Annotated in this window: 21 protein-coding genes; 8 read left to right on the top strand and 13 right to left on the bottom strand. The window is 41.9% G+C overall.

The features are described 5' to 3' along the window. From AC4IFT_RS01625 to dpaL, 4 genes are all read right to left on the bottom strand, one after another. Nucleotides 1-1,164 carry a M20 aminoacylase family protein gene (locus AC4IFT_RS01625; RefSeq protein WP_490750464.1) on the bottom strand — a complete coding sequence of 388 codons (1,164 nt, stop codon included), beginning with the start codon at nt 1,162-1,164 and terminating at the stop codon, nt 1-3. A gap of 1 nt (nt 1,165) precedes the next feature. Beyond that, nucleotides 1,166-2,416 carry a M20 family metallo-hydrolase gene (locus tag AC4IFT_RS01620; RefSeq protein ID WP_490750463.1) on the bottom strand — a complete coding sequence of 417 codons (1,251 nt, stop codon included), beginning with the start codon at nt 2,414-2,416 and terminating at the stop codon, nt 1,166-1,168. A gap of 35 nt (nt 2,417-2,451) precedes the next feature. After that, complete coding sequence (locus AC4IFT_RS01615; RefSeq protein WP_490750462.1) at nt 2,452-3,840, bottom strand: alanine/glycine:cation symporter family protein; 1,389 nt, start codon at nt 3,838-3,840, stop codon at nt 2,452-2,454. Between the two features lie 102 nt (nt 3,841-3,942). Beyond that, nucleotides 3,943-5,145 (bottom strand): diaminopropionate ammonia-lyase, encoded by a 1,203-nt coding sequence (dpaL, locus tag AC4IFT_RS01610; protein WP_490750461.1) that lies wholly within the window; start codon nt 5,143-5,145, stop codon nt 3,943-3,945. A 199-nt stretch (nt 5,146-5,344) separates the two neighbouring features. Between dpaL and AC4IFT_RS01605 the strand changes: the two genes are divergently transcribed. After that, nucleotides 5,345-5,806 (top strand): Lrp/AsnC family transcriptional regulator, encoded by a 462-nt coding sequence (locus AC4IFT_RS01605; protein ID WP_490750460.1) that lies wholly within the window; start codon nt 5,345-5,347, stop codon nt 5,804-5,806. Between the two features lie 111 nt (nt 5,807-5,917). Beyond that, on the top strand, nt 5,918-6,448 hold the full coding sequence (locus AC4IFT_RS01600; RefSeq protein ID WP_490732815.1) for a beta/gamma crystallin-related protein: 531 nt from the start codon (nt 5,918-5,920) through the stop codon (nt 6,446-6,448). Between the two features lie 45 nt (nt 6,449-6,493). On the opposite strand, the gene AC4IFT_RS01595 is transcribed toward AC4IFT_RS01600, so the two are convergent. From AC4IFT_RS01595 to AC4IFT_RS01585, 3 genes are read right to left on the bottom strand one after another with little or no spacing between them, the layout of a single operon-like run. Beyond that, nucleotides 6,494-7,204 (bottom strand): MgtC/SapB family protein, encoded by a 711-nt coding sequence (locus AC4IFT_RS01595; RefSeq protein ID WP_490750459.1) that lies wholly within the window; start codon nt 7,202-7,204, stop codon nt 6,494-6,496. 18 nt (nt 7,205-7,222) lie between these two features. Beyond that, complete coding sequence (locus AC4IFT_RS01590; protein WP_490750458.1) at nt 7,223-8,482, bottom strand: MFS transporter; 1,260 nt, start codon at nt 8,480-8,482, stop codon at nt 7,223-7,225. 8 nt (nt 8,483-8,490) lie between these two features. Continuing rightward, nucleotides 8,491-9,312 carry an MBL fold metallo-hydrolase gene (locus AC4IFT_RS01585; RefSeq protein ID WP_490750457.1) on the bottom strand — a complete coding sequence of 274 codons (822 nt, stop codon included), beginning with the start codon at nt 9,310-9,312 and terminating at the stop codon, nt 8,491-8,493. A gap of 291 nt (nt 9,313-9,603) precedes the next feature. Between AC4IFT_RS01585 and AC4IFT_RS01580 the strand changes: the two genes are divergently transcribed. Continuing rightward, entirely contained in the window at nt 9,604-11,790 is a 2,187-nt protein-coding gene (locus AC4IFT_RS01580) for an extracellular solute-binding protein (RefSeq protein WP_490750456.1), read from the top strand. 46 nt (nt 11,791-11,836) lie between these two features. Here the strand turns inward: AC4IFT_RS01580 and AC4IFT_RS01575 are convergent, their stop codons facing one another. The 3 genes from AC4IFT_RS01575 to AC4IFT_RS01565 form a co-directional block, all read right to left on the bottom strand. Beyond that, complete coding sequence (locus tag AC4IFT_RS01575; RefSeq protein WP_490750455.1) at nt 11,837-12,889, bottom strand: UDP-glucose--hexose-1-phosphate uridylyltransferase; 1,053 nt, start codon at nt 12,887-12,889, stop codon at nt 11,837-11,839. A 19-nt stretch (nt 12,890-12,908) separates the two neighbouring features. Continuing rightward, nucleotides 12,909-13,943: a UDP-glucose 4-epimerase GalE gene (gene galE / locus AC4IFT_RS01570; RefSeq protein WP_490750454.1), complete on the bottom strand. Its 1,035-nt coding sequence runs from the start codon at nt 13,941-13,943 to the stop codon at nt 12,909-12,911. A 255-nt stretch (nt 13,944-14,198) separates the two neighbouring features. Next, nucleotides 14,199-15,326: a DNA alkylation repair protein gene (locus tag AC4IFT_RS01565; protein ID WP_490732817.1), complete on the bottom strand. Its 1,128-nt coding sequence runs from the start codon at nt 15,324-15,326 to the stop codon at nt 14,199-14,201. A gap of 125 nt (nt 15,327-15,451) precedes the next feature. On the opposite strand from AC4IFT_RS01565, the gene AC4IFT_RS01560 reads away from it, so the two are divergent. Both AC4IFT_RS01560 and AC4IFT_RS01555 read left to right on the top strand, forming a co-directional pair. Next, a complete protein-coding gene (locus AC4IFT_RS01560; protein ID WP_490732846.1) occupies nt 15,452-16,051 on the top strand; it encodes a TetR/AcrR family transcriptional regulator in 600 nt (199 codons plus the stop codon). A gap of 53 nt (nt 16,052-16,104) precedes the next feature. After that, the gene (locus AC4IFT_RS01555) at nt 16,105-17,205 is read left to right on the top strand and encodes an alkene reductase (RefSeq protein WP_490732819.1); all 1,101 of its coding nucleotides are present in this window, start codon (nt 16,105-16,107) and stop codon (nt 17,203-17,205) included. Between the two features lie 113 nt (nt 17,206-17,318). On the opposite strand, the gene AC4IFT_RS01550 is transcribed toward AC4IFT_RS01555, so the two are convergent. Together AC4IFT_RS01550 and AC4IFT_RS01545 are read right to left on the bottom strand one after the other, a co-directional pair. Then, nucleotides 17,319-18,626, bottom strand: a complete 1,308-nt coding sequence (locus AC4IFT_RS01550; protein ID WP_490732821.1) for a type II toxin-antitoxin system HipA family toxin — start codon at nt 18,624-18,626, stop codon at nt 17,319-17,321. After that, nucleotides 18,623-18,970, bottom strand: a complete 348-nt coding sequence (locus AC4IFT_RS01545) for a helix-turn-helix domain-containing protein (protein WP_490732823.1) — start codon at nt 18,968-18,970, stop codon at nt 18,623-18,625. Before AC4IFT_RS01545 ends, AC4IFT_RS01550 begins: the two co-directional genes overlap by 4 nt. A gap of 109 nt (nt 18,971-19,079) precedes the next feature. Here AC4IFT_RS01545 and AC4IFT_RS01540 point away from each other — a divergent pair, with 109 nt between their 5' ends. Both AC4IFT_RS01540 and AC4IFT_RS01535 read left to right on the top strand, forming a co-directional pair. Beyond that, nucleotides 19,080-19,481, top strand: coding sequence for a RidA family protein (locus AC4IFT_RS01540; RefSeq protein ID WP_490750453.1), 402 nt, complete (start codon nt 19,080-19,082; stop codon nt 19,479-19,481). Between the two features lie 72 nt (nt 19,482-19,553). Next, nucleotides 19,554-20,096: a hypothetical protein gene (locus AC4IFT_RS01535; RefSeq protein ID WP_490750452.1), complete on the top strand. Its 543-nt coding sequence runs from the start codon at nt 19,554-19,556 to the stop codon at nt 20,094-20,096. Between the two features lie 18 nt (nt 20,097-20,114). Here AC4IFT_RS01535 and AC4IFT_RS01530 read toward each other — a convergent pair whose 3' ends face one another. Continuing rightward, nucleotides 20,115-20,579, bottom strand: coding sequence for a MarR family winged helix-turn-helix transcriptional regulator (locus AC4IFT_RS01530; RefSeq protein ID WP_490732829.1), 465 nt, complete (start codon nt 20,577-20,579; stop codon nt 20,115-20,117). A gap of 69 nt (nt 20,580-20,648) precedes the next feature. On the opposite strand from AC4IFT_RS01530, the gene AC4IFT_RS01525 reads away from it, so the two are divergent. Then, nucleotides 20,649-21,587, top strand: a complete 939-nt coding sequence (locus tag AC4IFT_RS01525; protein WP_490750451.1) for a quinone oxidoreductase family protein — start codon at nt 20,649-20,651, stop codon at nt 21,585-21,587. Nucleotides 21,588-21,912 lie beyond the last annotated feature (325 nt).

The following is a 21,912-nucleotide window of genomic DNA, read 5'->3' as shown; positions in this document are numbered from 1 at the left end:
TTATTTAGGGAGCTTTAATCGAATAATTTCAGAGAAAAACTCGGCGCCAGTAAGTAAGATATCATCATTAAAATTATACAAAGCATTATGCAGGGGTATATGACCAACACCTTCTTCCTCGTCCCCATTTCCAATAAAGACGAAGCAACCCGGAATTTTTTGTAAGAATGCACCAAAATCCTCAGAGGTCATCATGGCTTGTACATTGCTATTCACATTTTGCGCGCCGACTGTATTATTAGCAGCTTCAATCGCAACATCGACGCATTCAGCCCAGTTAACGGTTGGCGCAAATTCATGGGTGTATTCAAACTCACATTCAGCATCATTCATGGCGCAAATATGTTCGCAAATTGAACGCATACGAGTTTCAATTAATTTTTGCGCTTGTGGGTCATAACTGCGAGTATCTCCCTTGATTTCAACATGGGTAGGGATAGCATTACGAATACCATCGGTATGAATTTCTGTGCAAGAAATCACAATAGGAATGCTTGGGTCAATATTGCGTGATACGATAGTTTGTAAGCACAGAATAATTTCGGCGGCGATGACCAGTGGATCTTTCCCCATGTGAGGGCGAGAGGCGTGGCTACCAAAGCCTTTGATGCGAATAACAAAGTTATCTTCACTTCCCATTATACCACCAACACGGGTCGCTATTTGGCCTTTTCGAATGCCTGGCATATTGTGCATGCCGTATATTTCTTTGATATTAAAACGTTCAATCACGCCGTCATCAATCATGGCTTTAGCTCCCCAGCCGGGTTCTTCCGCGGGTTGGAAAACAAAACAGACAGTTCCATTAAAATCTTTTCGTTCTGCTAAAAGTTGTGCTGTGCCTAACATGACGGAAGTGTGCCCATCATGGCCGCACGCATGCATTCTATTCGGGGTTTGCGAGGCATAAGATAGGCCAGTTTTTTCCGTTAATTGGATGCAGTCCATATCCGCCCGCAACCCAATCACGTCCGTGCCATCACCGCATTTTAATAGGGCGACCAAGCCTGTTTTTCCGATATTTCGATGAACCTCTAACCCCATTTGAGTTAATTGTTCAGCAACAAAATCAGCAGTATGAGTTTCTTCAAATGCACTTTCTGGGTGCTGATGTAAATGATGACGCCATTTGATCATTTGCTGTTTTAATTGATTTTTATCCATTTTACTTGTCCTCTGAATGGGGGAGTTGGGCTCTTTGTAAAACAACATTGAGAAGAATATTGGCCCCACGAGCTAAATCTTCAGGTTCACTAAATTCATTGATGTTATGGCTTATTCCACCTGCACAAGGGACAAAAATCATGCCAGATGGGCAAATGCTAGCCATAAATTGGGCATCATGCCCCGCACCACTAGGCATTTTTCGGTAACTGAGGCTTTGCTGTTTCACTTCATGCTCAATTGCGTCAATAATCGTATTTGAGAAAATAACAGGATCAAAACGTGCTAATGTACGACTGCTAAGTAGAACGCCTTCTTCCGCGGCAATTTTCTGCGCGTAGTCTTGCATCATTTTTTCTGCTTTCTTGAGTTGATTATTGTCAGTGTTACGCAGATCGATAGTGAGGGTTGCTTGATTAGGGATCACATTGATCAGGTTTGGTTTAAAAGAGATAAAACCTGCCGTTGCGACTTGATTATCACCCAATGTTTGGGTGATTTCTCTCGCAAATGCGCCCATTTTAAATGCAACTAGACCTGCATCATGGCGCATCGACATTGGCGTCGTACCTGCATGGTTTGAAACACCTTCGATAGTGTATTCTGTCCATGAAATACCTTGAACACCTGTAACAATACCAATATTAATATTTTCTTTATCTAAAATCGGGCCTTGTTCGATATGCAGTTCAAAATAGCTGTCGACAGGGAAGCTACCAATTTTGGCTTCGCCTTTATAACCCATATCAAGTAAAGCTTGTTCAACGCAGATACCATCAAGATCTTTTGCTGCTAGAGCATCTTCCAGTGGATATTGCTCAGCAAAAACAACACTTCCCATCATATCGGGTTGGAAACGTACACCTTCTTCATTTGTAAAAAAAGTCACAGCAATAGGGCGGTATGGCTGAATATTGGCGTCTTTTAGTGTATTAATCACCTCAAGCCCAGCTAAAACTCCATAGTTACCATCGTATAACCCACCAGTACCAACCGTATCAATATGAGATCCCATCATGACAGGGGGCAAATCATAGCGACCCGGATAAATACCTGTTACGTTGCCAATCTCATCTATTCGGGTTTTTAGACCCAAAGATTGCATTTTCGCAACCACGAAATCCCGACCGAGTTTATCTTGTGGTGTTCCTGCTATACGGCAGCATCCCCCTTCGGGTAATGCCCCTAGTGTTCCCAGTTCAAAAATAGCGCTCATCAGGCGGTCTGGGTTGATGTAGAGTTTATCTTTCATTTTAATTCCTTGTTTTTAATCCTTATTTATTCTGCTTATTTGGTTTTAATTCGTGTTTTAACATCGCTTGCGTAATCCCACATCGGATCGCTGATACCCTTGTTTTTTTGCTGTATGTAGTCTCGTAGGACAAAAATGACATATTTTGAGAGGAGCAAGAGCGCAGGTACGTTGAAAATAATCAGCATGGCGGCGGCAAAATCCACTAATTCCCAAATAGTTGAAACAGGGATCATGCCGCAGAACACCACTAACGCACAGCACAGTAAGCGATAGAACTGCGTGACCATTTTATTATCAATAATCCAACGCAGGTTCACTTCCCCATAGTAGATATCGGCAATCACGGATTTAAAACCAAATAGTACCATCGCGACAAATACCACATGTTTACCCCAATCACCGACGCCCAAGGTGAAAGCGTGTTGGGTAAGTTCAACACCGGTGTGTCCACTGCCAAGCGCTCCAGTTAACAAAATGGTAAAAGCGGTACAGCTACAGACGATAATTGTTGTAAAGAAGGTGCCGAACATTGCGGTAAAACCTTGTGTCACAGGGTGGTTTACCGTTGCAGTGGCGTGCATACTCGGTGTTGTCCCATTCCCCGCATCATTAGAGAACAAACCGCGAGCAACGCCATATCGAAAGGCCATATAGATGGTATAACCTGCTGCACCGCCTGCTGCAGAGTCAAAATTGAATGCAGATTTGATGATGAGCGAGAGAATGGCTGGTAGCTCAGTGACATTCAGAGCAATGATAAACAGTGATAAAAGGATATAACCAATAGATAAAAATGGGACAAAAAACGAAGCAAAATCACTGATCCGTTTTACACCACCAAAGATAATAATGGAGACTAACAGCACTAAGATTAAGCCGACTAAAGCAGGGTGGATATCAATAACACCTGTTGTGGCCAAAATAACCGAGTTGCCTTGCACCATGGTGTAGAAAAAACCCATACCGATGATCATACTGATCGAGAAGGCAATGGCTAATGGCTTACAGTTTAGGCCTTTTGAAATATAGTAGGCGGGTCCTCCTCGATAGGTTCCATCTCCATTACTTTCGCGAAATAATATAGCTAAAATTGCCTCGCTAAAGCTGATCCCCATACCTAAGATAGCGGTAACCCACATCCAAAAAATTGCGCCAGGTCCACCCGATGCTAATGCTGTAGCAACACCGACTAAACTTCCTGTACCCACTTGGCTGCTTAAGGCTGCACAAAGTGCGCCAAAACCAGAGACACCTTTTTCGTTGGTAGATTTCTTATTATTTTTAAAAACATTAAATAACTGAGTAAAGTAACGGATTTGAGGAAAGGAAAATCGAAAAGCAAAAAAAATGCCTGTGCCTAATAGCAAACCGGCAACGAGCCATCCCCAGAAGATATTATTTATTGATTGTAAAAATTCCATGGTGAGCCTCTTACAGTGTTTATTACCTGAATTGCTGTTACCTCGACGCGTTGCGTCAATGATGTAGGGTCATTGATAACAGCAATACGGTCTGTTTTTTAATTATTCATTTCTGCCTAGCCAAACGATGTCTTCGTAAATATCGGGCGAAGTATCTCCTTCTGTGCTGATAAGTAATATGCGTGAGTGGTCATCAAGCTTGAGCTGTTGGCACAAAGTATGATGAGTTGGGTTTTTGGTGAGTTCGTACAAAAGGCCGAGGCCAATGGCACCGGATTCCCCTGAAATAAAAGGTGCATCGGTATCTGGACGAGGCGCAGCCGCAATGCGAACGCCGTTTGCGGCAAGGCTGTCATGTGCTGAGATGAAAATATCACTATAGTCACGTAACACAGGCCAGCTAATGGTATTGGGCACGCCACATGCTAAGCCTGCCATTACGGTATCCATGGCACCACCGACACTATGTGGCAAGCTGTCGTTAGCGATGGCAGATTGGTATAAACAATTCGCTTTATGGGGCTCGACAACGATTAAAACTGGCGGGTTGTCTTTCATTAACTCAACAAAATAACCCATGATGGCAGCGGCAAATGAACCTACACCCGCTTGTAAAATAAGGTGTGTTGGCGGTTGTTTTAATTGTTCAACAGCTTCCAAGGCGAGAGTCATATAACCCTGCATGATCCAAGTTGGGATTTCTTCATATCCATCCCAAGCGGTATCTTGCAGTAGGATCCAGTTGTTTTTAACTGCCATTTGGCTGGCGAGTTGCACAGTGTCGTCATAGTTTAATTCGGTAATTGTGCATTGAGCGCCGTGATTGCGGATGTTCTGTGCGCGGATTTCTGATGAACCCTTTGGCATGTAAACAACGGCTTTCATTCCTAGCTGCTCGGTGGCCCATGCAACGCCACGACCATGGTTGCCATCTGTTGCAGTTACAAAGGTAACATCACCAATTTGTGCTTTTATTGCAGGTGATGACAGCATTTCAAAGCTTAATGTATTGATATCTCGGTTTAATTTTTTCGCTAAAAATTTACCAATCGCATAAGAGCCGCCAAGTCCTTTAAAGGCATTTAAGCCAAATCGCTTTGATTCATCTTTAACATGGATAGCACCGAGCCCAAGAGCGCGGCTTAAGTGGTGTAATTCCCTAAGTGGTGTTGGTTGGTAATCGTGAAACTTACTGTGGAAATGCCTAACTTCATCTCCGACAAGTTGATTTAAAAATGACAAATCCGCGGCTTGTTGGCGTGGTTTTTTTTGTAAATTAAATTGATAGGCAATTTTCTCTAACATAAAAAATCCTTGTTAATTAACACAATATAATCGCTACATGGCAATAATCATGACCATCCCAATTAATGATGAATTAATCATATTGATAACTAACGCTAATAATTGACTTATTTTTGCAGGAAAAATGCAAAAATAACGTTAATATCGAAAAAATACGCAACAATGTTGCATTTTTTTCTGCTAATTAAAGGATGTAACAATGAAGTTAGATGCATTTGATAAGAAAATTTTGGCTATATTACAAAGAGATAATAGAGTTTCACAGCGGGAATTATCGTCTGAAATTAGTTTGTCAGCCTCTGCGATTAATCGGCGTATTGCGGCAATGGAAAAAGCAGGGGTTATCAAAAATAGTGTGACCGTGGTGGATGCCCACAAAGTTGGCAGGCCTATTACGATTATTACTCAGGTTAGTTTGATCAATGAGCGTTTAGACTTGCTAGAAAAGCTCAAAAAGAACTTTACGAACTGCCCTCAAGTTCAACAAGTTTACTATGTCACAGGGGATTTTGATTTCTTATTGATTATTAATGTCGCGGATATGGAAGAGTATGAACGTCTAACGCATGCGCTTTTTTTCAATTCTGAAAATATACAGAGCTTTAGAACGATTGTGTCTATGCAAAATGCAAAACAAGAGCTGACGGTTATACTGAATTGACCCTATAAGTAAAAATCACTAACCCTCTGTTTATCGGAGTGTTCTACTAGAAAATTTAGCTTATTCACCGTAATTTGGCGCAATTCAATATCGACCAAAGATGCTTTTACGATGAAAAAATGTATTTTATTGCTGATTATGTTTACCAGCTTTAGCTACGCAAAGTCCAATTATCACGGTAATTCCTCCCGTCATGATACACAAGTTGTGCATATTTGTGCACTGTCGCCATTTTCTGAATTTTATGCAGAAGCCGCTTTTTCTGAGCAAAATGCACGGCAAAAAGTCTCTCGCCGCTGTGAGTTAGGCCAAGGAAACGGCAGTATTTTTTGTAAAGCCAAAGATGCGAAATGCAGCACCAGTAAAATATCGTTCAATGGCGATTACATCGAAGAGAGTATGGTTGTCTACACAAAAACATGGCAAAAAGGGGAGTATCTAGAAATTGATGAAAATATTCCTAACCTATCCCGCTATAATTTTGCTGATAAAATCGCCTCTTTCAGTATTCCAGATGGTTGGACAGTGCGTTTTTATGAAGGATTTAACTATACAGGTAAATACCACACGGAATCAGGTGGTACACATAACGCGTTAGGTTATGGCGAGAAAATTCGCTCCATCAAAATTATCCGTCGTTAATTATTCTCGTGAATAAGGCCAGGAAAACCTGACCTTATTCGTGACTTAATGCTCTAATGTCACAGCATGAACATGGGGAAGTTGTTTCAACGTGCAATAAAGCTCAGGAAGGGTAATCCGCTGGCGTACGTTGAGCCGTAAATTCACTTCTACACGTTCTTTTTTAATATCGCGAATATTCAAATTATCGATAATATTTCGTTTGCTTCTCATATACTCCATTAAAATAGGAACACCTTGTTCATCATTAAATAATAGGCGTACATTTAATTTTCCAATACGTTTAGATTTTGATTGGTAGAGTAAGACTTGTGGGCTGAGCCAAATGGCAACAAAAAATAGCCCCGTGACGGCTAACGCATGAAGATAAAAACCGTTTCCTGATGCAATACCGATACCGGCAGAAGCCCAAACAATGGCTGCAGTGGTTAATCCAGAAATTGCGTCATCACTGCGATGCATAATGACACCCGCACCAAGAAAACCAATACCGCTGATGATTTGTGCGGCTAAGCGCATTGGGTCACTGCGAATATTGTCTGAAATTCCTGCATAGTATTCCGCTGATTGAATCGACACGATGGTTAACAAGCAACTGGCAACGGAAATAATGACACAGGTTGTAAACCCGACAGGTTTTCCTTTCGCTTCCCGCTCTAATCCAAGAAGGCCGCCCAGTACAAAGGCGACCGTTAACTTGATGAAGACGGGAGTGAAGTTGCTCAACATGGGATAAATCGAGGTCAAGCTGTTCATATAACTTCATTAACTCCTTTACTGGCCTTCTGAGTGATTCAGGCCATCCTTTTTACTTGAATTTGTGGTCGCTTTGTCTTTTTTTGATACATCATCTTTAAAGAAGAAGATAAAGAAGATAAAGACAATACCAGCAATCGCGGTTGGGTAATGCCAATAGTTCACCCATTGTGGCAATGATGCTGTACCTGTTTCAGTGACAGTGTTGTTGAAGATAAAGCCACAAACAGTTGATGCAAGTAGTAACCCTGCACCATTGGAGACAATAAAGCGGATACCTTGTGCTTGAGCTCGAATTTCAGGTTTCGCTTTTTTATCGACATAAATGTCGCCTGCGGTGAAGAAGAAGTCCCAACAGAGTCCTTGAAGCAACAGACCGATAATTAGAAATGTTGTACCTGAGTCGACAGCTGCGTATGAAAACAGAACGGTACGGATGATCCAAGACACAATGCCTAATGCTAATGTGATTTTGAAACCGAATTTAAGTAACACAAAGGAGAGCAAGAACATAAATACGATTTCACAAGCGACACCAATTTGCATCATCGAGGCCGCATTATCAAACCCTAATGCTTTGATAAACACAGGAATATAAGCAGAGTAAGCCGTTTTAGGGATCATTAAGACAAAAATACTGAACATCAAGATGGCAAAATAGCGGTCTTTGAACAGCGATAGTGCATCAAGGCAAAGAATATCCCTCGGTGCGAACGGTTTATCTTTTGCTTTTGGAGGGGTATCAGGTAGGGTCAAGCAGTAGAGAGCAAGTACAATACCGCTACAAGCCGCAATATACCAAGTCATGGTGCTGCCTGAGAAACCCATCTCACCCATGATAAACCCGACAACCATAAAGCCGAAGTTGCCGAATACACGGATCACTGGGAACATTTTGACGCCGTTAATATGGGAGAAGGTGATGCTATTGGATAAGGCTGTAGTTGGGTAAAAGAGTAACCCGACGGTAAAAATTAAAAACAGAGTCATGCCCACATTTTGCGCTTCCACAAATTGTGGCACAGTAAATAATACAGCTGCATTGATAATATGCAGTACCGCCATCACTTTTTGTGATGAGAAGAAGCGGTCTGCGATCATACCAATAAACAGTGGTGATAAAATGGTCGCTAAACCAAGTAGAGCGTATGCGTTTCCGATAATATTCGCCATACCGTAGGAGCTTAAAACCAGCCCCATGGTCATATTCCATGCCCCTTGCATAAAATACTGGATAAACATCATGACCAACAGTCGAGAGGTAATATTGATATTCATACTGCCTCCTATGGGCAAGTTACGGTAAGCCCATCAGAGGCAACAAGAATATTATATTCAGCACAAACTGTTTCTAAATCAGTATGTAACAAGCGAGCACTGTGGGAAATATGTGAAACAAGTACCTGTGTTTTGTCGTGAATACAACCTTGGTTAGTGAGTTTTTCTTTTGCTGCAAAGACCGTTTCTAAACTCATGTGGTTATCGGTGCGATCATTGCCATTTAACCCATAAGTACATTCAAGGACGACAATATCCAACGGTTTATTGATGAGCCAGTTCCACGTTAATTCAGGGAACCAGCCGGAGTCATGCCCATAAAAAATAACCTGGCCATTTTTCTCAATATGGTAAACAAAGCAATATTCCCATTTAGCATGGTTCGCCAGTAGCGGGGTGATTTTATAGCCATTATGTTCAATGGTTTCATAGGGCACTAAGCAGTGAAAACCAAAACGTTCTTTTGTATAGCCTGGTAAAACGCTAACAGAGCCATTGATCGCTCGGTCATTACCAAAAATATGCAGAGGGTGGCAGATTTCATAACCGTAGCCTTCCATTCTGCTATACAGATCGCCCACATTGAAGTGGTCGGGGTGAGTGTGAGTAAATAATAGCATTTCAATTTCAGTCGCATCACGACCATCGCGTAATAATTGGTAACTAAATGTGGGAGACATATCAACCAACATGAGGTCATCTATTATCGCGGAGGATTGTGTCCGTATGTCTTTTCCGCCTAAACGACGAGCTTCCAAACAATGTTCACAACGGCAAAATGGGTTTGGGATCCCTTCTGAAGCGGCGGTCCCTAAAAAATGGATTTTCATATTTCATTCCTTATTTTTCTTATTTCTGTTTAAATTTTTACCAATTGATACGTATCAATATATGATTGAATGGAAAAATAGAAAGCGGATATCGTTCATTCAGTGATCACTGTCAAAATAAATCGATGTTTAAAGCCAAATAAAGGTATTCGGGAGATAAGATTTTCGGTGTATTTAATAAAAACTATGTTGTTAAACGTGTCTTATTATTGATACGAAGCAATCAATATTTGTGTTATGCATATAAAAATCGGGTATGATGAATAAAACGTGGTGGAGAAGGGTTTTTATATGGCAACAATGAAAGATATCGCCAGAATTGCGGGGGTTTCTTATGGCACCGTTTCAAATGTGCTTAACGGTCGCGGTAATGTCAGTGTCGAAAAAATGGAAGCCGTCCTGAATGCAGCGAAAGAAGCGGGTTACAGTGTTAATACGCAAGCGCAAATGTTACGTTCCAATTCGAGCAATAAAATTGCCATTGTTCTACCTCAATTAGTTTCTGAAAAATACACTACATTTTTCAATGCACTGCGCCAGTCTATTGAAGATAGTACAGATTACCATTTTGATATTTACCTTACGGATGATCTTGAAGTCAAAGAACGCAAAGTTATCCAGCAAATTGCCTCTGGTGGTTATCGTTATGTGATTGCAATCAGTTGCTTAAACAATGCCACCACCTATTTTGATGCATTACAAATCCCAGAAGATGATGTGGTATTTGTGTATCGAAAACCGAAAGGGGCAAAGAATTTTTTTAGCCTCGATTATCGCCAAGCGGCAGAGGCGGTTTGTAGTCAAATTGATTTTAATGATGTTCAGGCTATTGGCATTTATGCCGATGGCTCTAATCGCTTAGACAGTGAAGAGTTTGTTGAAGCATTCCGAAAAGAAATACTACAAAAGAAAACAGCAGTTGAAATCGTAACCTATCACTCGTCTGATTCAGAATCGTATAACACGGCATTTGAGTTTTTCTCATTACACCTTCGTCCTGACATTATCATCACGCAAGATATTGAAAAAATGCGGTTTATCAGCCAAGCCAGTCATTTTGGTAGTACACAAGCCTGCCCACCATTATATACCTTATGCAGTAATACGCCGCCGATGCTCAACGGGCTATTTTGTTATCCCGTTAACTATGCGCAACTTGGCCAAGATGTTATTAACCATCTGTTTGAAAAAGAAAAATCTATATCGCCATCAAATATTCGCGTGCCTAATACTGGAAAACGTATTTATACTGGCTCGTTGCCTGATGAAAGCATTTGCATGTCAAACATGAGTTTAAATTTACTCACATTACCCAGCCCATCGACCAGTGCATTACAAAAGCTATTACCAAACTTTTATCGCCAAACAGGGATCTCCGTTAATCTTGCCGTTAGGCCGTTTAGCGAGATTTTTAATATTTTGTCAGAGATATCAAATTACCCTTACTATGATTTATTACGTGTTGATGTTGCCTTTTTTCCTTGGTTTGCCAATCAAACATTAATGCCGCTAGAGCAAATCGGTGACGGCGTCACCGATTTGCTGGCAAAATTCACCCAAAGCAAACAACAACGCTTCAGCTTAGTGAATGGCAAAGCCTACTCATTACCTTTTGATGCCAGCGTGCAGCTCTTGTTTTATCGTAAAGATTTATTCGATGACCCAGTCATTCGCCGCATGTATTTTGAGCATACGGGCAAGGAATTACGCCCACCGCAAACATTTGAAGAATATGACCGTATAGGCCGCTTTTTCCATTGCTATAAAGAAAGTGGCAATGTGATGCGCCCCTTTGGCACCTCGGCAACGACGGGAAGTGCGGGAATTATCTCGTCGGAATATTTACTGCGCTACTATGCTGCGGGGGGGAAAATTATTACGCCCAACGCACCCCCTCAATTAAATGAAGACATTGCCCTTACTGTGCTCAATGACTATATACGTCAATTACCTTACTCTGAGAGAATAAACAGTGAGTGGTGGAGCGATTCCATCAGCCATTTTGAAAATGGTAACTTGGCGATGAACATTGCCTACATGAACCTCTTTAATGATGTTGCACACAGTGCCATTTCATCCTGTATTGGTTTCGCGCCTGTACCAGGTGGGGTTCCACAAGTGGGGGGTGGGGCATTAGGGGTTTCAAAATACAGTCAGAAGCCGCACTTAGCGGAGCAATTCTTACGCTGGCTGTATTCGGATGTGATAATGGACCATATCGTTATGCTTGGAGGGAACAGTGTTCAGCGCGATTTTGTCTATACGCAAGAGATCACTCACCGCTATCCATGGTTACCGATGGCATATGATGAAATTAATGTTGGTATACGTGAGTCTACGTTTGAAAATGGCGAGGCATTTAACTTGAGAAAAGCAGAAATGGTCATTGGTCGAGGGGTGATTAATGCGGTGGATGGCATTATGTCACCGGCAGATGCCATCTCGTATATTAATCAATCATTAAAAGAACTCAATTAGCAAAAGCAATAAGCCGCAGAAATACCAAGGCAATCTGCGGTTGTGATTATCGCTGTTTATAATGCACAGCACTGACGTCACGCAATCTTTGCGCGGCTTGCTCTGGTGTTAAGTCTCGTTGTGTTTCCGCCAACATTTCATAGCCCACCATAAATTTACGCACAGAGGCTGATCGTAATAAGGGAGGGTAAAAATGTGCGTGTAATTGCCAATGTTCAACATTGCGACCATCTGTAAAGAAAGGCGCAAAATGCCATCCCATTGAATAAGGGAATGGTGTTTGAAACAGGTTGTCGTACCTTGAAGTAAGTTGCTTCAATGCTAGGGCCAAATCAGTCTGTTGTCGTGGTGCTAAATCCGTCATTCGAGTGATGTGGGCTTTAGGCAGTAATAACGTTTCAAATGGCCATGCCGCCCAGTAAGGGACAACCGCAAGCCAATGTTCTGTTTCCACAACAGTACGGTTGTTATCTTGCTTTTCATACTCAATATAATCGAGCAACAAGTTACGTTTATGTTTTTGGTAATAATGACGTAGGTTATCGTCCTTACGCTGTATTTCATTGGGCAAAAAGTCACTTGCCCAAATTTGTCCATGGGGATGAGGTTGGGAACAGCCCATAATTTCCCCTTTGTTTTCAAATACCTGCACCCAAATATAATCGTCTTTTAATTCATTTAATTGGCTTATCCAAGTCTGCACAACATGCTCAATTTGTTTAACGGGAAGCTCGGGGAGTGTTTTGCTGTGGTCAGGAGAGAAGCAAATAACTCGGCTTAAACCTTGTGTAGCTTGGGCTCTAATTAAATCAGTATTGTTTGTCGGTTGTTGGACTGCGTATGGCAATAGGGCTGAAAAATCATTTTGAAAAACAAATGTCTGTTGATACTTAGGGTTAGTATCTCCCGAAATGCGTTGGTTTGTCGGGCACAAAAAACAATGCTCATCATAGGACGGAAGAGCTTGTTCTCGCGGCGGCACATCTTGCCCACTCCAAGGCCGTTTCGCACGATGGGGAGACACAAGTACCCATTGATTAGTTAATGGGTTATAGCGACGATGAGGGGTGTTTGCAGGGTCAAAAGGTAAATTGTCCATATGATTTAGTCCTTTTTATTTATGAATCTATTGAGTGGTAGCCATTAGGGTTATTTGTCTGCCAGCGCCAAGCATCATTGGCCATATCTTGAACACTGCGTATTGCTTGCCACTGTAACTTTCTTTGTGCTTTTTCTGGTGTTGACCAATATTCAGCGATATCGCCTGCGCGACGAGGTTTAAATTCAAACGCAATAGGGTGCCCGCATGCAATTTCAAATGCTTTAAGCATTTCCAGCACACTGGTACCTTTTCCCGTCCCTAAATTAAAGACATGTAGCCCTGCTTGGTGAGAAACCGCTTTTAGTGCCGCAAGGTGCCCATCCGCTAAATCCATCACGTGGATATAATCGCGAACACCCGTTCCATCGATTGTTGGGTAGTCATTACCAAAGATAGACAGAATTTTTCTTTTACCAACAGCGACTTGGGCGATAAATGGCATTAAGTTATTGGGGAGCCCAAGTGGGTCTTCACCCATTGTGCCGGAAGGATGGGCGCCCACTGGGTTAAAGTAACGTAGTAAGGTTGCAGACCAGCGGCTATCCGATGCCGATAAATCAGTGAGTATGCGCTCGACCATATACTTACTCGTGCCATAAGGGCTGGATGTTGCGCCTGTGGGAAAGGTTTCATCAATAGGAACTTGAGCAGGTTCACCGTATACCGTTGCGGAAGAACTAAAAAGAATGCTAAAAACGCCCGCATTTTTCATTGCATCTAGTAGTACGATCGTTCCATTGACATTGCTTTCATAGTATTTAATCGGCTGTGCAACAGACTCTGCTACAGATTTTAAGCCTGCAAAATGGATCACGGATTGGATATTGTGGCTATTAAAAATACACTTTAATAAACGCTCATCGCGAATATCACCTTGATAAAAAACAGGGCGAATTCCTGTTAGTCCCTCAATGCGGTTAAGTACTGCAATGTTGGCATTAATTAAGCTATCAACAATCACGGGGCGATAGCCGGCAAGACTAAGTTGCACACATGTATGGCTGCCGATATAGCCCATACCACCTGTTACAAGTATTTCTGGCTTGTCCATTTGCATCCTCAATTTTCAAATTAAACTTAGGTGATATTATAATTTGAACGTATCAATTACTATGATCGTGATCTCTTTTTAAGTTTTAAGTCAAAGCGAAGCATGTCGTAATAAAAAACCGTTCTGCAAAGTAAAAGGGGATTTAACCTACAGGTGGATCTGATAGATGGTTTGGGATTAGTACTGGAAAATGAAATGTGTTGCACTTTCACCATTAATAAACGGGTTTTATTTCCGCCTATTAATGGTGACGTCTTAAGGTAAAACTAACTGCCAATCCTGCTCAGCCATTATTTTTCCATTGATTTGTAACTGTATTTGCTGCATTCCTGCATAATATTGTCTTGTAGTGATGGGTTTAACAGCATGCTTTTTCTCTAGGGTGAGGGTTTCATGGGCACCTAATGTCATAGTGCGCAATTTAAATACTTTGGGGGCGGTTTTTCCGTTTGCTTTCATAAAGCTAATAATATAATCGATCACCAAATTTTGTGGTTTATCACTGTATGAACGCAGAGAAAGTTTGAGTGTTAAATATTCGCCTAGTTTAATATTAGGCGTGACATTAAATTGCTCAATAGAGACATTTGCCTCATATTCAACGCCGATAAGTGCTAAGGCGTTGGGATCCCCTTGCTTAATTAATGTTCTTAGCGCTTGCTTAATAATCCACGTGATGTATTGCTGTTCTTGCGGCGTATTTGCCTGTTGTTTCCATTTTGCGAGTAATTGTGTCACGTAATCAGGGTGGTCTTTCGAAATATCATTAAGGTGATTTGCCACGCTTTTACGGACATATAGCTCACCATCAAATTTAAGTGCCTCCAAAATAGGGCGAGTAGCGCTAGGATCTTGAATGAACGCTTGTAATTGCTCCCCCCAAGGGAGGCGAGGCCGCGTGCCCTCTGATGCCCAGCGTCGTACATGCACATTATCATCATTAGCACACTTGGCGAGAAAGTGCATGGTTTCATCAGGGTATTGTTTGATAAAAGGACGAATAGCCCATTCAGAGGTAAAAAGGGTGGTGAGTAATCTTAAGGCATCTAATGAAATTTCATAATGTGCTAGACCTTGTACTTGAATAAACTCCGCAAAGGGCCAAAGAGTAAATCCTTGTAGTTGGTTTTGTTTTAGCACTGAAATAATAATTTTAAGTGCGCTAGGGTAATTAGACGGCAGCGCTGTAATTAAAACATCTCGAATTGCATGGACACGCGCCTTCATTTCGAGTTGGGATATTTTAGGGGCTAAATCATACAATGCTTTTGCATTAAATTCGGGGTATTCAAGGCAAAGGAGTTCAGCAAGCTGTTGCAGTAGTGTCTCGTTAAAAAGGTGTTTAAATGCTTTATCATTTTGCTCGTCAGTTGCGCTTGTCATATCCATTCCCACGTCGCTATTGTAAGGGGGTATATTGCCTGAAATTGAGTTGGCAGAATATGCCATTTTTGTGCGAAGAATGAAAAAAACTTGTACTAGACCAATCAGTCCAGTACAGTAGCATGATGAACAAACACACTGAACACGATACACGTGAACATCTTTTAGCAACCGGTGAGCGCCTTTGCTCACATCTTGGTTTTACTGGGATGGGGTTAAGCGAATTGCTGAAAACAGCGGAAGTGCCTAAAGGGTCGTTCTACCATTATTTTCGCTCTAAAGAAGCGTTTGGTGTTGCCATGCTTGAACGTTACTATGCAGACTACTTGCAACGGCTGACCACTCACTTTACTCAAGGGCCGGGAAATTATGGTGACCGTTTTTTCGCGTATTATGGTGAAATGTTTCAGCAGGTATGCCAGCTCAGCCAAACTAACGGTTGTCTCACGGTAAAGTTGTCTGCTGAAGTGTGTGATTTATCAGAAGATATGAATAAAGCGATGGATGATGGTGTTCGACAAATTATTGGTTTGCTTGCGGATACTTTAGAAAAAGGTCGTCAAGAAAAGTCGCTTTATTTTACGGGGGATCCTTTATCGAAGGCTCAAGTTTTCTATGCACTTTGGTTAGGTGCAAATTTACAATCAAAAATTACACGCAGCACAGTTCCATTGGAAAAAGCCTTGGAACATGTAAAAAATATACTGTGTACGCCAAATAATTAATTGGCGTTTTTATTTACTCAGTTAATAGTCGACTGGTCTAATACGGAGCCATTATGTCGCAACAAAAATTATTCACACCGCTCAAAGTCGGTGCTTTTACAGCAAAAAATAGAGTATTCATGGCACCACTGACGCGTTTGCGTAGCATCGAGCCGGGTGACATTCCCACTGCATTAATGGGGGAGTATTATCGTCAGCGTGCGAGTGCGGGGTTGATTATCTCAGAAGCAACACAAATTTCAGCGCAAGCAAAAGGTTATGCGGGGGCTCCAGGATTGCATAGCGCAGAGCAAATCACGGCATGGAAAGAGATCACAGCACAAGTACATGAAGCGGGTGGGCATATTGCTGTTCAATTGTGGCATACCGGGCGAATTTCTCATGAAACATTACAGCCAGAGGGGCAGGCTCCTGTTGCGCCTTCAGCGTTAAACGCCAATACACGGACATCACTGCGTGGCGATGATGGGCAAGCAATTCGCGTGGATACCACTACACCAAGAGCATTGGGACAACAAGAGATCCCAAAAATCGTTGATGATTTTCGTCAAGCTGTAGAAAACGCACGCCAAGCAGGGTTTGATATGGTGGAATTGCATGGTGCTCACGGGTATTTGTTGCACCAATTCTTATCACCAGAGGCGAATCATCGTGATGACCAATATGGTGGTAGCATTGAAAACCGCGCCCGTTTTCTGCTAGAAGTGATTGATGCAGTCTGTGAACAATGGGCACCAGAGCGAATTGGTATTCGTTTATCGCCAATTGGCAGTTTCCAAAATACGGGGAATGGCCCTGATGAAGAAGCGGATGCGTTGTATGTTATTGACGCGTTAAACCAACGTGGTATCGGTTATTTACATCTCTCTGAGCCTGATTGGGCTGGTGGAGAGCCTTATACCGAAGCATTTCGCCAGAAAGTTCGCCAATGTTTTGACGGTGTGATTATTGGTGCGGGTGCTTATACCCCTGAAAAAGCGGAAGACTTAATCGAAAAGGGATTGATTGATGCAGTGGCTTTTGGCCGTGACTTTATTGCTAACCCTGATTTAGTCGCTCGTTTACAACAAGATGCACCACTGAATCCTCAGCGACCAGAATCATTTTATGGTGGCGGCGCAGAAGGTTACACAGATTATCCTTTTATGAAGTAGAAATATAATAAAAATAGGCACAATCAATCGAAAACCATGAAGACTGATTGTGCCTATTTTGTAATGTATACATTACAATTCTCTATTTTTTTCTATCTTATGTAATCTAAACGTTACCAATCTAACCGAAGTGTGCTCCAAACACTCTCCCTCAGCGCAGTGGGAACACCATGATGTTCCGCCAGTTCTCGCCATGTTGAAACTACCGTAATTGTCTCATCAATAATCTTTTGCGCTTTATTACGGCGAAGGTGGGTAATTTGTTCGGTAATTGATAACAAATCATCATGGGTAAAATTATCACGCTTACCGGCTAAGGATAATTGGTGTGACTGTACCCATTCTGAGTCTTTTTTATAACTCCATGCGAGGTCATAAGCGGGCGCTAGTTGCCACTCATATTCGTCATTTACCATAAAGGACCAATTTTTGGTGTGGTCATCATGGTTACGGGCGATAATATTAAATACCATTCGGCGATAAATTTGCTCCTGTTCTTTATTCGACAAACCCAATTGCCGCGCCGTTAACAGCAATTCTTCGTAACTGAATGCGCCAGGTTTTCGAAAATCAGCATGTGCTAAACCGCACAAACTTAACACGTGATATTTTAAGTTACCCACACGATCAAACCGTTTGGTCATAAAATGGGCGCGACCACTTTGCGATTCCCGCAATAACTCACATTCGGACATTTCAATACCCACTTGCGTGGCCATTAGGTAATAAACATACTCCATGACCCCAAACCCTTTTGGGTCACCAAAGGTTTCTTTATTGGTTTGGTGTTCGACCACGCCATCAAATTTAAGTAAGTAATGTTCAAAACCTTCAGGGACGGTAACTTGGCCTGAACGTATTTCTGTTCGATCTTTATTGACTGCGACTACGGCTTTAGCGCGTGCGCCACCTGCGGAGGTACCGATTTGCAATAGTTTAGACATTGAAGATTCTTCGCTATCGGTTAAGTGTAAATCATCTCGTGCATCCAACACTTTTTGAGCGATATTCACCAATTCTTCAATCAAGATAGGGGCATCTTCTTCCGCGTTTGGATAATTTGTCGGTTGATATTCAAGTGCGCCCATGCCTCGAGTTCCGGTATAGAGCAAGCGGTCTAAGGCTAAAAATTGCGATTTATCTTTACCTTGGCGTGCAAGCCACGCATTGATTAAGGCGTTTCCAAAATCATCAGGTAATGAATCTGCAAATACAGCAGGTAAGCCACGATAGGTATCAACCGGCAAACTGCGAAATGTATAAGTTTGTGAACTTAATGGTAAGTGAAGCGGGGAGAGGCTAAAACCCTCTTTTTGCCACTCCTTGGTGTATTCGAACGTCGCAAATCCACTATCATCTGTGTAGGCCAAATAGCCAGTCGGGATATTATCAAAAAAGACGGTGCAAGATTTGGCTATCATATTGAACCTTTATTTTTTCGGTTAGCTAACATTTCTTTGACAGAGAGTTTAGTCTGTATTTGGTTACGTCTAACATTTTGTTGTTTAACGATTTCAGAAGGACGCAAAGACGGCGGGGGCACTAAGGTATCGAACCCTTCCAGTAAATTGAGTTCGCGTAATACACTAATAAAAGTGCCAAGGCTGCAAGTGCCTTTTTGTATTCGCGCATAAGTCGGTCGGCTAATCCCTAAATTTTCAACGAGTTCTTCCTGTGATATGCCTCTTGATTGTCTATAATATTCAAGGCGGTTATAAAGTTCTTGTGTGATTGCAAAGTCAGACATTGCCATTGAAATTTTCATATTAGCCTCGACTGTAATGTATATATTACAAATTAGCGTTTATTTGGCTATTTTGCAATGTATACGTTACAATTTACTCCTTGTCTATTAGCTTTAAAGAATCGAAAAAATGCCAAAAAGAAAACAAATTATTCCTAAATCAATGGAAAAATTAGCCCAGCGAGCAGGTTATGCCCCTGCTGTGCTCGTTGGCGATACGCTATATTGTGCAGGGCAAGTGGGGCGTACCGCAGATTTACAGGTGATTGACGATCCTGAGGCCCAATTTCAAGCCTGTTGGGAAAATTTACGTCTAGTTCTCAATGAGGCAGGCTTTACTTTCCACGATATCGTTGAAATGACAACATTTCATGTGGAGATGAAAAAGCATATGGATGTTTTTCGCCGCGTCAAAGATGCTGTTTTTCCTCGAGGTGAGTGTGCTTGGACCTGTATTGGTGTCTCTGAATTGGCCCACCCAGGATTGCTTGTGGAAATTAAATGTATTGCTGTAAAAACAGTTAATGAATAAGACAATTCGCTCTTTTCTTTTGCTGAAAAAACCTCGTACAGTAAAGGTCTATTTATTCTCATTGAGTTGCTTATGAAACGCATTCTTTCATTAATGACAGCGGGCTTTCTCTCATTATGCAGTATGACAAGTGCGCTTGCGGGTGACCCCGGTCCGTACCGTTTAGTGTTTCTCGATATATCCCAAGCCCCGTATAACGATGGGCAAAAATTATTGATTGAGCTGCGGGAAATGATCGCACTTCCTGACGAGCAAAATCGGCAATGTTTTATTTGTGACAATAATGATGATAGCTATTCTGTTGAAGTGCTCTATGTCTATTCTGCACCCGTGGGGCTATTAACGGAAGACCTCCGCAAAGCCGTGGAGGGCGATAAGCAAGCAAAAAACCGCATGCAAACAGTTTTAACTGAGTTTCATGATAAGCAAGGTGAGGGTGTCGATGGCTTACTGTTATATGAGCATGTGGCGGGTAAAGTGAATATCTATACGATGGATAAAAAAATTGGGTCTAAACTGGAGGTTGAAAGTAAAGCAGTGAAAAATCATTTACTGCATTCCAGCTTAGACAATTTGTTAGAGAAAGCGGCAAATAAAATAGATAGGCCTGTTTGATTAACAACGCCCCTGATGCTAAGGGGTTTCAAATTGCGTTAAGGCGGTTGAAAACTTCTCAATCAGCCGCTTAAAATCGCCAATCTCATCATCACTCCATTGATTAAACATTTGTTGATAAAACTGGTAGCGGGTTTGGTCAATTTTAGCGGTCATCTCTTTTCCCTGAGGGCTTATCAGAGCGTTATGAATGCGCTTATCTTGGCTATCTTGCTGGCGGATGACTAGTTGTAATGCCACTAATTTTCCCACTTGGCGGCTGACCGTGGTGTAATCCCGCCCAACCATATTGGCTAACTCAACAATGCCTACAGGCCCAAACCTGTCTATACCTATCAGCAAAGGGAACAATGCTTTATCTAAATTAATGCCTGCGGCTTTAATGAGGATATCATCGCGATTAGGATCATTAAATTGGAAAACAATCCGCAACAACGCGCTATGGAGTTCATCTATTTGCCGTAAATTAGGTGTATTTTGCATATTATTTCTTGGTGTTTAATTTATCTTCATTTAATATGTGCATTATACACCTATGTGAAAGGAATAAAAATGAAAGCAGCTATCGTGAAAAATAAAGGGGAGACCCCCGTTTATGATGATGTTGATGCGCCTATCGAACAAGAAGGGCACTTTCTCATTAATGTGGAAGCAAGTGCATTAAGTCAGTTGGCGAGAGTGCGTGCAGCAGGAACCCATTATAGCTCCCCTAAACACTACCCATTTATTGCAGGAATTGATGGTGTTGGTCGGCTCGAAAATGGTCAGCGCGTCTATTTTTTATTACCTGAAGCGCCATGGGGCGGCATGTCAGAACAAACGTTAGTGCCAATAACTCATTGTATTCGTGTACCTGAAAATTTCGACGCGGCACTGGCTGCGGCAATTGCCAACCCAGGTTTTTCATCTTGGGCAGCACTGACTCGCCAAGCGAAAATTCAAGTAGGGGATACTGTTTTAATTAATGGTGCAACGGGAACATCAGGCACGCTTGCCGTCCCCATTGCGAAACACCTTGGGGCATCAAAGGTGATCGTCACAGGGCGTAATCTTGAAAAACTTGAACAGTTACGCCAACAAGGTGCTGATGAAGCCATCCCACTGAATAAACTTGCAGAAGAATTACCGCGCTTATTTAATGAAGGCATTGATATTGTTCTTGATTATTTATGGGGGGAAAGTGCAACGGCCATCCTTAATGGCGCGATAAATGTGGAAAGTGACCCAATTCGTTTTGTGCAAATTGGGTCAATCAGTGGCGATGCAATCCAATTAAGCAGCAAAGTATTACGCTCTTCGAGCCTGACATTGATCGGCAGTGGATTAGGCAGTGTTTCCCTTGAGGATTTAGTGACTTGTGTTGGGGAGCTATTATTCGCTACCGCAGAGAAAGGGTTTAACTTGCCTTACCAAACAGTTCCATTAAGCCAGTTAGCCCATGTATGGCACGATGGCGGCAGCGATATACGCACTGTGTTTTTGGTTTCTTAATCAGTGGGGCATTAGGCCCCATTTTCGTTGCTTATCAGCTTAGTAGATTCAATTATTATCGCTATCCTACAGTGTCACACTTCAAATATTTACCTTAAGCTGCGCAATTTGTTGCATTTCATTTAGTGACACACATCATATGTTAATCATTTGTGACTTTTAAGTTATCGACAATTACTTTATATATAAACTATATCTAAACGGTAAAGTTAATAGATAAAGTATAGGAGTTGTTGATGACGAAATATTTTACTAAGCCCCACAAGATCCATTTCTCTGAGTGTGATCCCGCGGGGATCGTGTTCTACCCGCAATATTTCGTGAT

This window comes from Providencia sp. UF-183 (assembly GCF_058246155.1).
The sequence above is the reverse complement of the archived record's forward strand: the minus strand, read 5'-3'. Positions and strand labels throughout refer to the sequence as shown.

Excerpts from the sequence above, each read along its gene's own strand:
- AC4IFT_RS01615 (WP_490750462.1), bottom strand. The coding sequence starts at position 3,840 with ATGGAATTTTTACAATCAATAAATAATATCTTCTGGGGATGGCTCGTT.
- AC4IFT_RS01565 (WP_490732817.1), bottom strand. The coding sequence starts at position 15,326 with ATGACAAGCGCAACTGACGAGCAAAATGATAAAGCATTTAAACACCTT.
- AC4IFT_RS01605 (WP_490750460.1), top strand. The coding sequence starts at position 5,345 with ATGAAGTTAGATGCATTTGATAAGAAAATTTTGGCTATATTACAAAGA.
- AC4IFT_RS01525 (WP_490750451.1), top strand. The coding sequence starts at position 20,649 with ATGAAAGCAGCTATCGTGAAAAATAAAGGGGAGACCCCCGTTTATGAT.
- AC4IFT_RS01575 (WP_490750455.1), bottom strand. The coding sequence starts at position 12,889 with ATGGACAATTTACCTTTTGACCCTGCAAACACCCCTCATCGTCGCTAT.
- AC4IFT_RS01600 (WP_490732815.1), top strand. The coding sequence starts at position 5,918 with ATGAAAAAATGTATTTTATTGCTGATTATGTTTACCAGCTTTAGCTAC.
- AC4IFT_RS01545 (WP_490732823.1), bottom strand. The coding sequence starts at position 18,970 with ATGAAAATTTCAATGGCAATGTCTGACTTTGCAATCACACAAGAACTT.
- dpaL (WP_490750461.1), bottom strand. The coding sequence starts at position 5,145 with ATGTTAGAGAAAATTGCCTATCAATTTAATTTACAAAAAAAACCACGC.
- AC4IFT_RS01540 (WP_490750453.1), top strand. The coding sequence starts at position 19,080 with ATGCCAAAAAGAAAACAAATTATTCCTAAATCAATGGAAAAATTAGCC.
- galE (WP_490750454.1), bottom strand. The coding sequence starts at position 13,943 with ATGGACAAGCCAGAAATACTTGTAACAGGTGGTATGGGCTATATCGGC.
- AC4IFT_RS01595 (WP_490750459.1), bottom strand. The coding sequence starts at position 7,204 with ATGAACAGCTTGACCTCGATTTATCCCATGTTGAGCAACTTCACTCCC.
- AC4IFT_RS01560 (WP_490732846.1), top strand. The coding sequence starts at position 15,452 with ATGAACAAACACACTGAACACGATACACGTGAACATCTTTTAGCAACC.
- AC4IFT_RS01585 (WP_490750457.1), bottom strand. The coding sequence starts at position 9,312 with ATGAAAATCCATTTTTTAGGGACCGCCGCTTCAGAAGGGATCCCAAAC.
- AC4IFT_RS01555 (WP_490732819.1), top strand. The coding sequence starts at position 16,105 with ATGTCGCAACAAAAATTATTCACACCGCTCAAAGTCGGTGCTTTTACA.
- AC4IFT_RS01580 (WP_490750456.1), top strand. The coding sequence starts at position 9,604 with ATGGCAACAATGAAAGATATCGCCAGAATTGCGGGGGTTTCTTATGGC.
- AC4IFT_RS01535 (WP_490750452.1), top strand. The coding sequence starts at position 19,554 with ATGAAACGCATTCTTTCATTAATGACAGCGGGCTTTCTCTCATTATGC.
- AC4IFT_RS01530 (WP_490732829.1), bottom strand. The coding sequence starts at position 20,579 with ATGCAAAATACACCTAATTTACGGCAAATAGATGAACTCCATAGCGCG.
- AC4IFT_RS01550 (WP_490732821.1), bottom strand. The coding sequence starts at position 18,626 with ATGATAGCCAAATCTTGCACCGTCTTTTTTGATAATATCCCGACTGGC.
- AC4IFT_RS01590 (WP_490750458.1), bottom strand. The coding sequence starts at position 8,482 with ATGAATATCAATATTACCTCTCGACTGTTGGTCATGATGTTTATCCAG.
- AC4IFT_RS01625 (WP_490750464.1), bottom strand. The coding sequence starts at position 1,164 with ATGGATAAAAATCAATTAAAACAGCAAATGATCAAATGGCGTCATCAT.
- AC4IFT_RS01620 (WP_490750463.1), bottom strand. The coding sequence starts at position 2,416 with ATGAAAGATAAACTCTACATCAACCCAGACCGCCTGATGAGCGCTATT.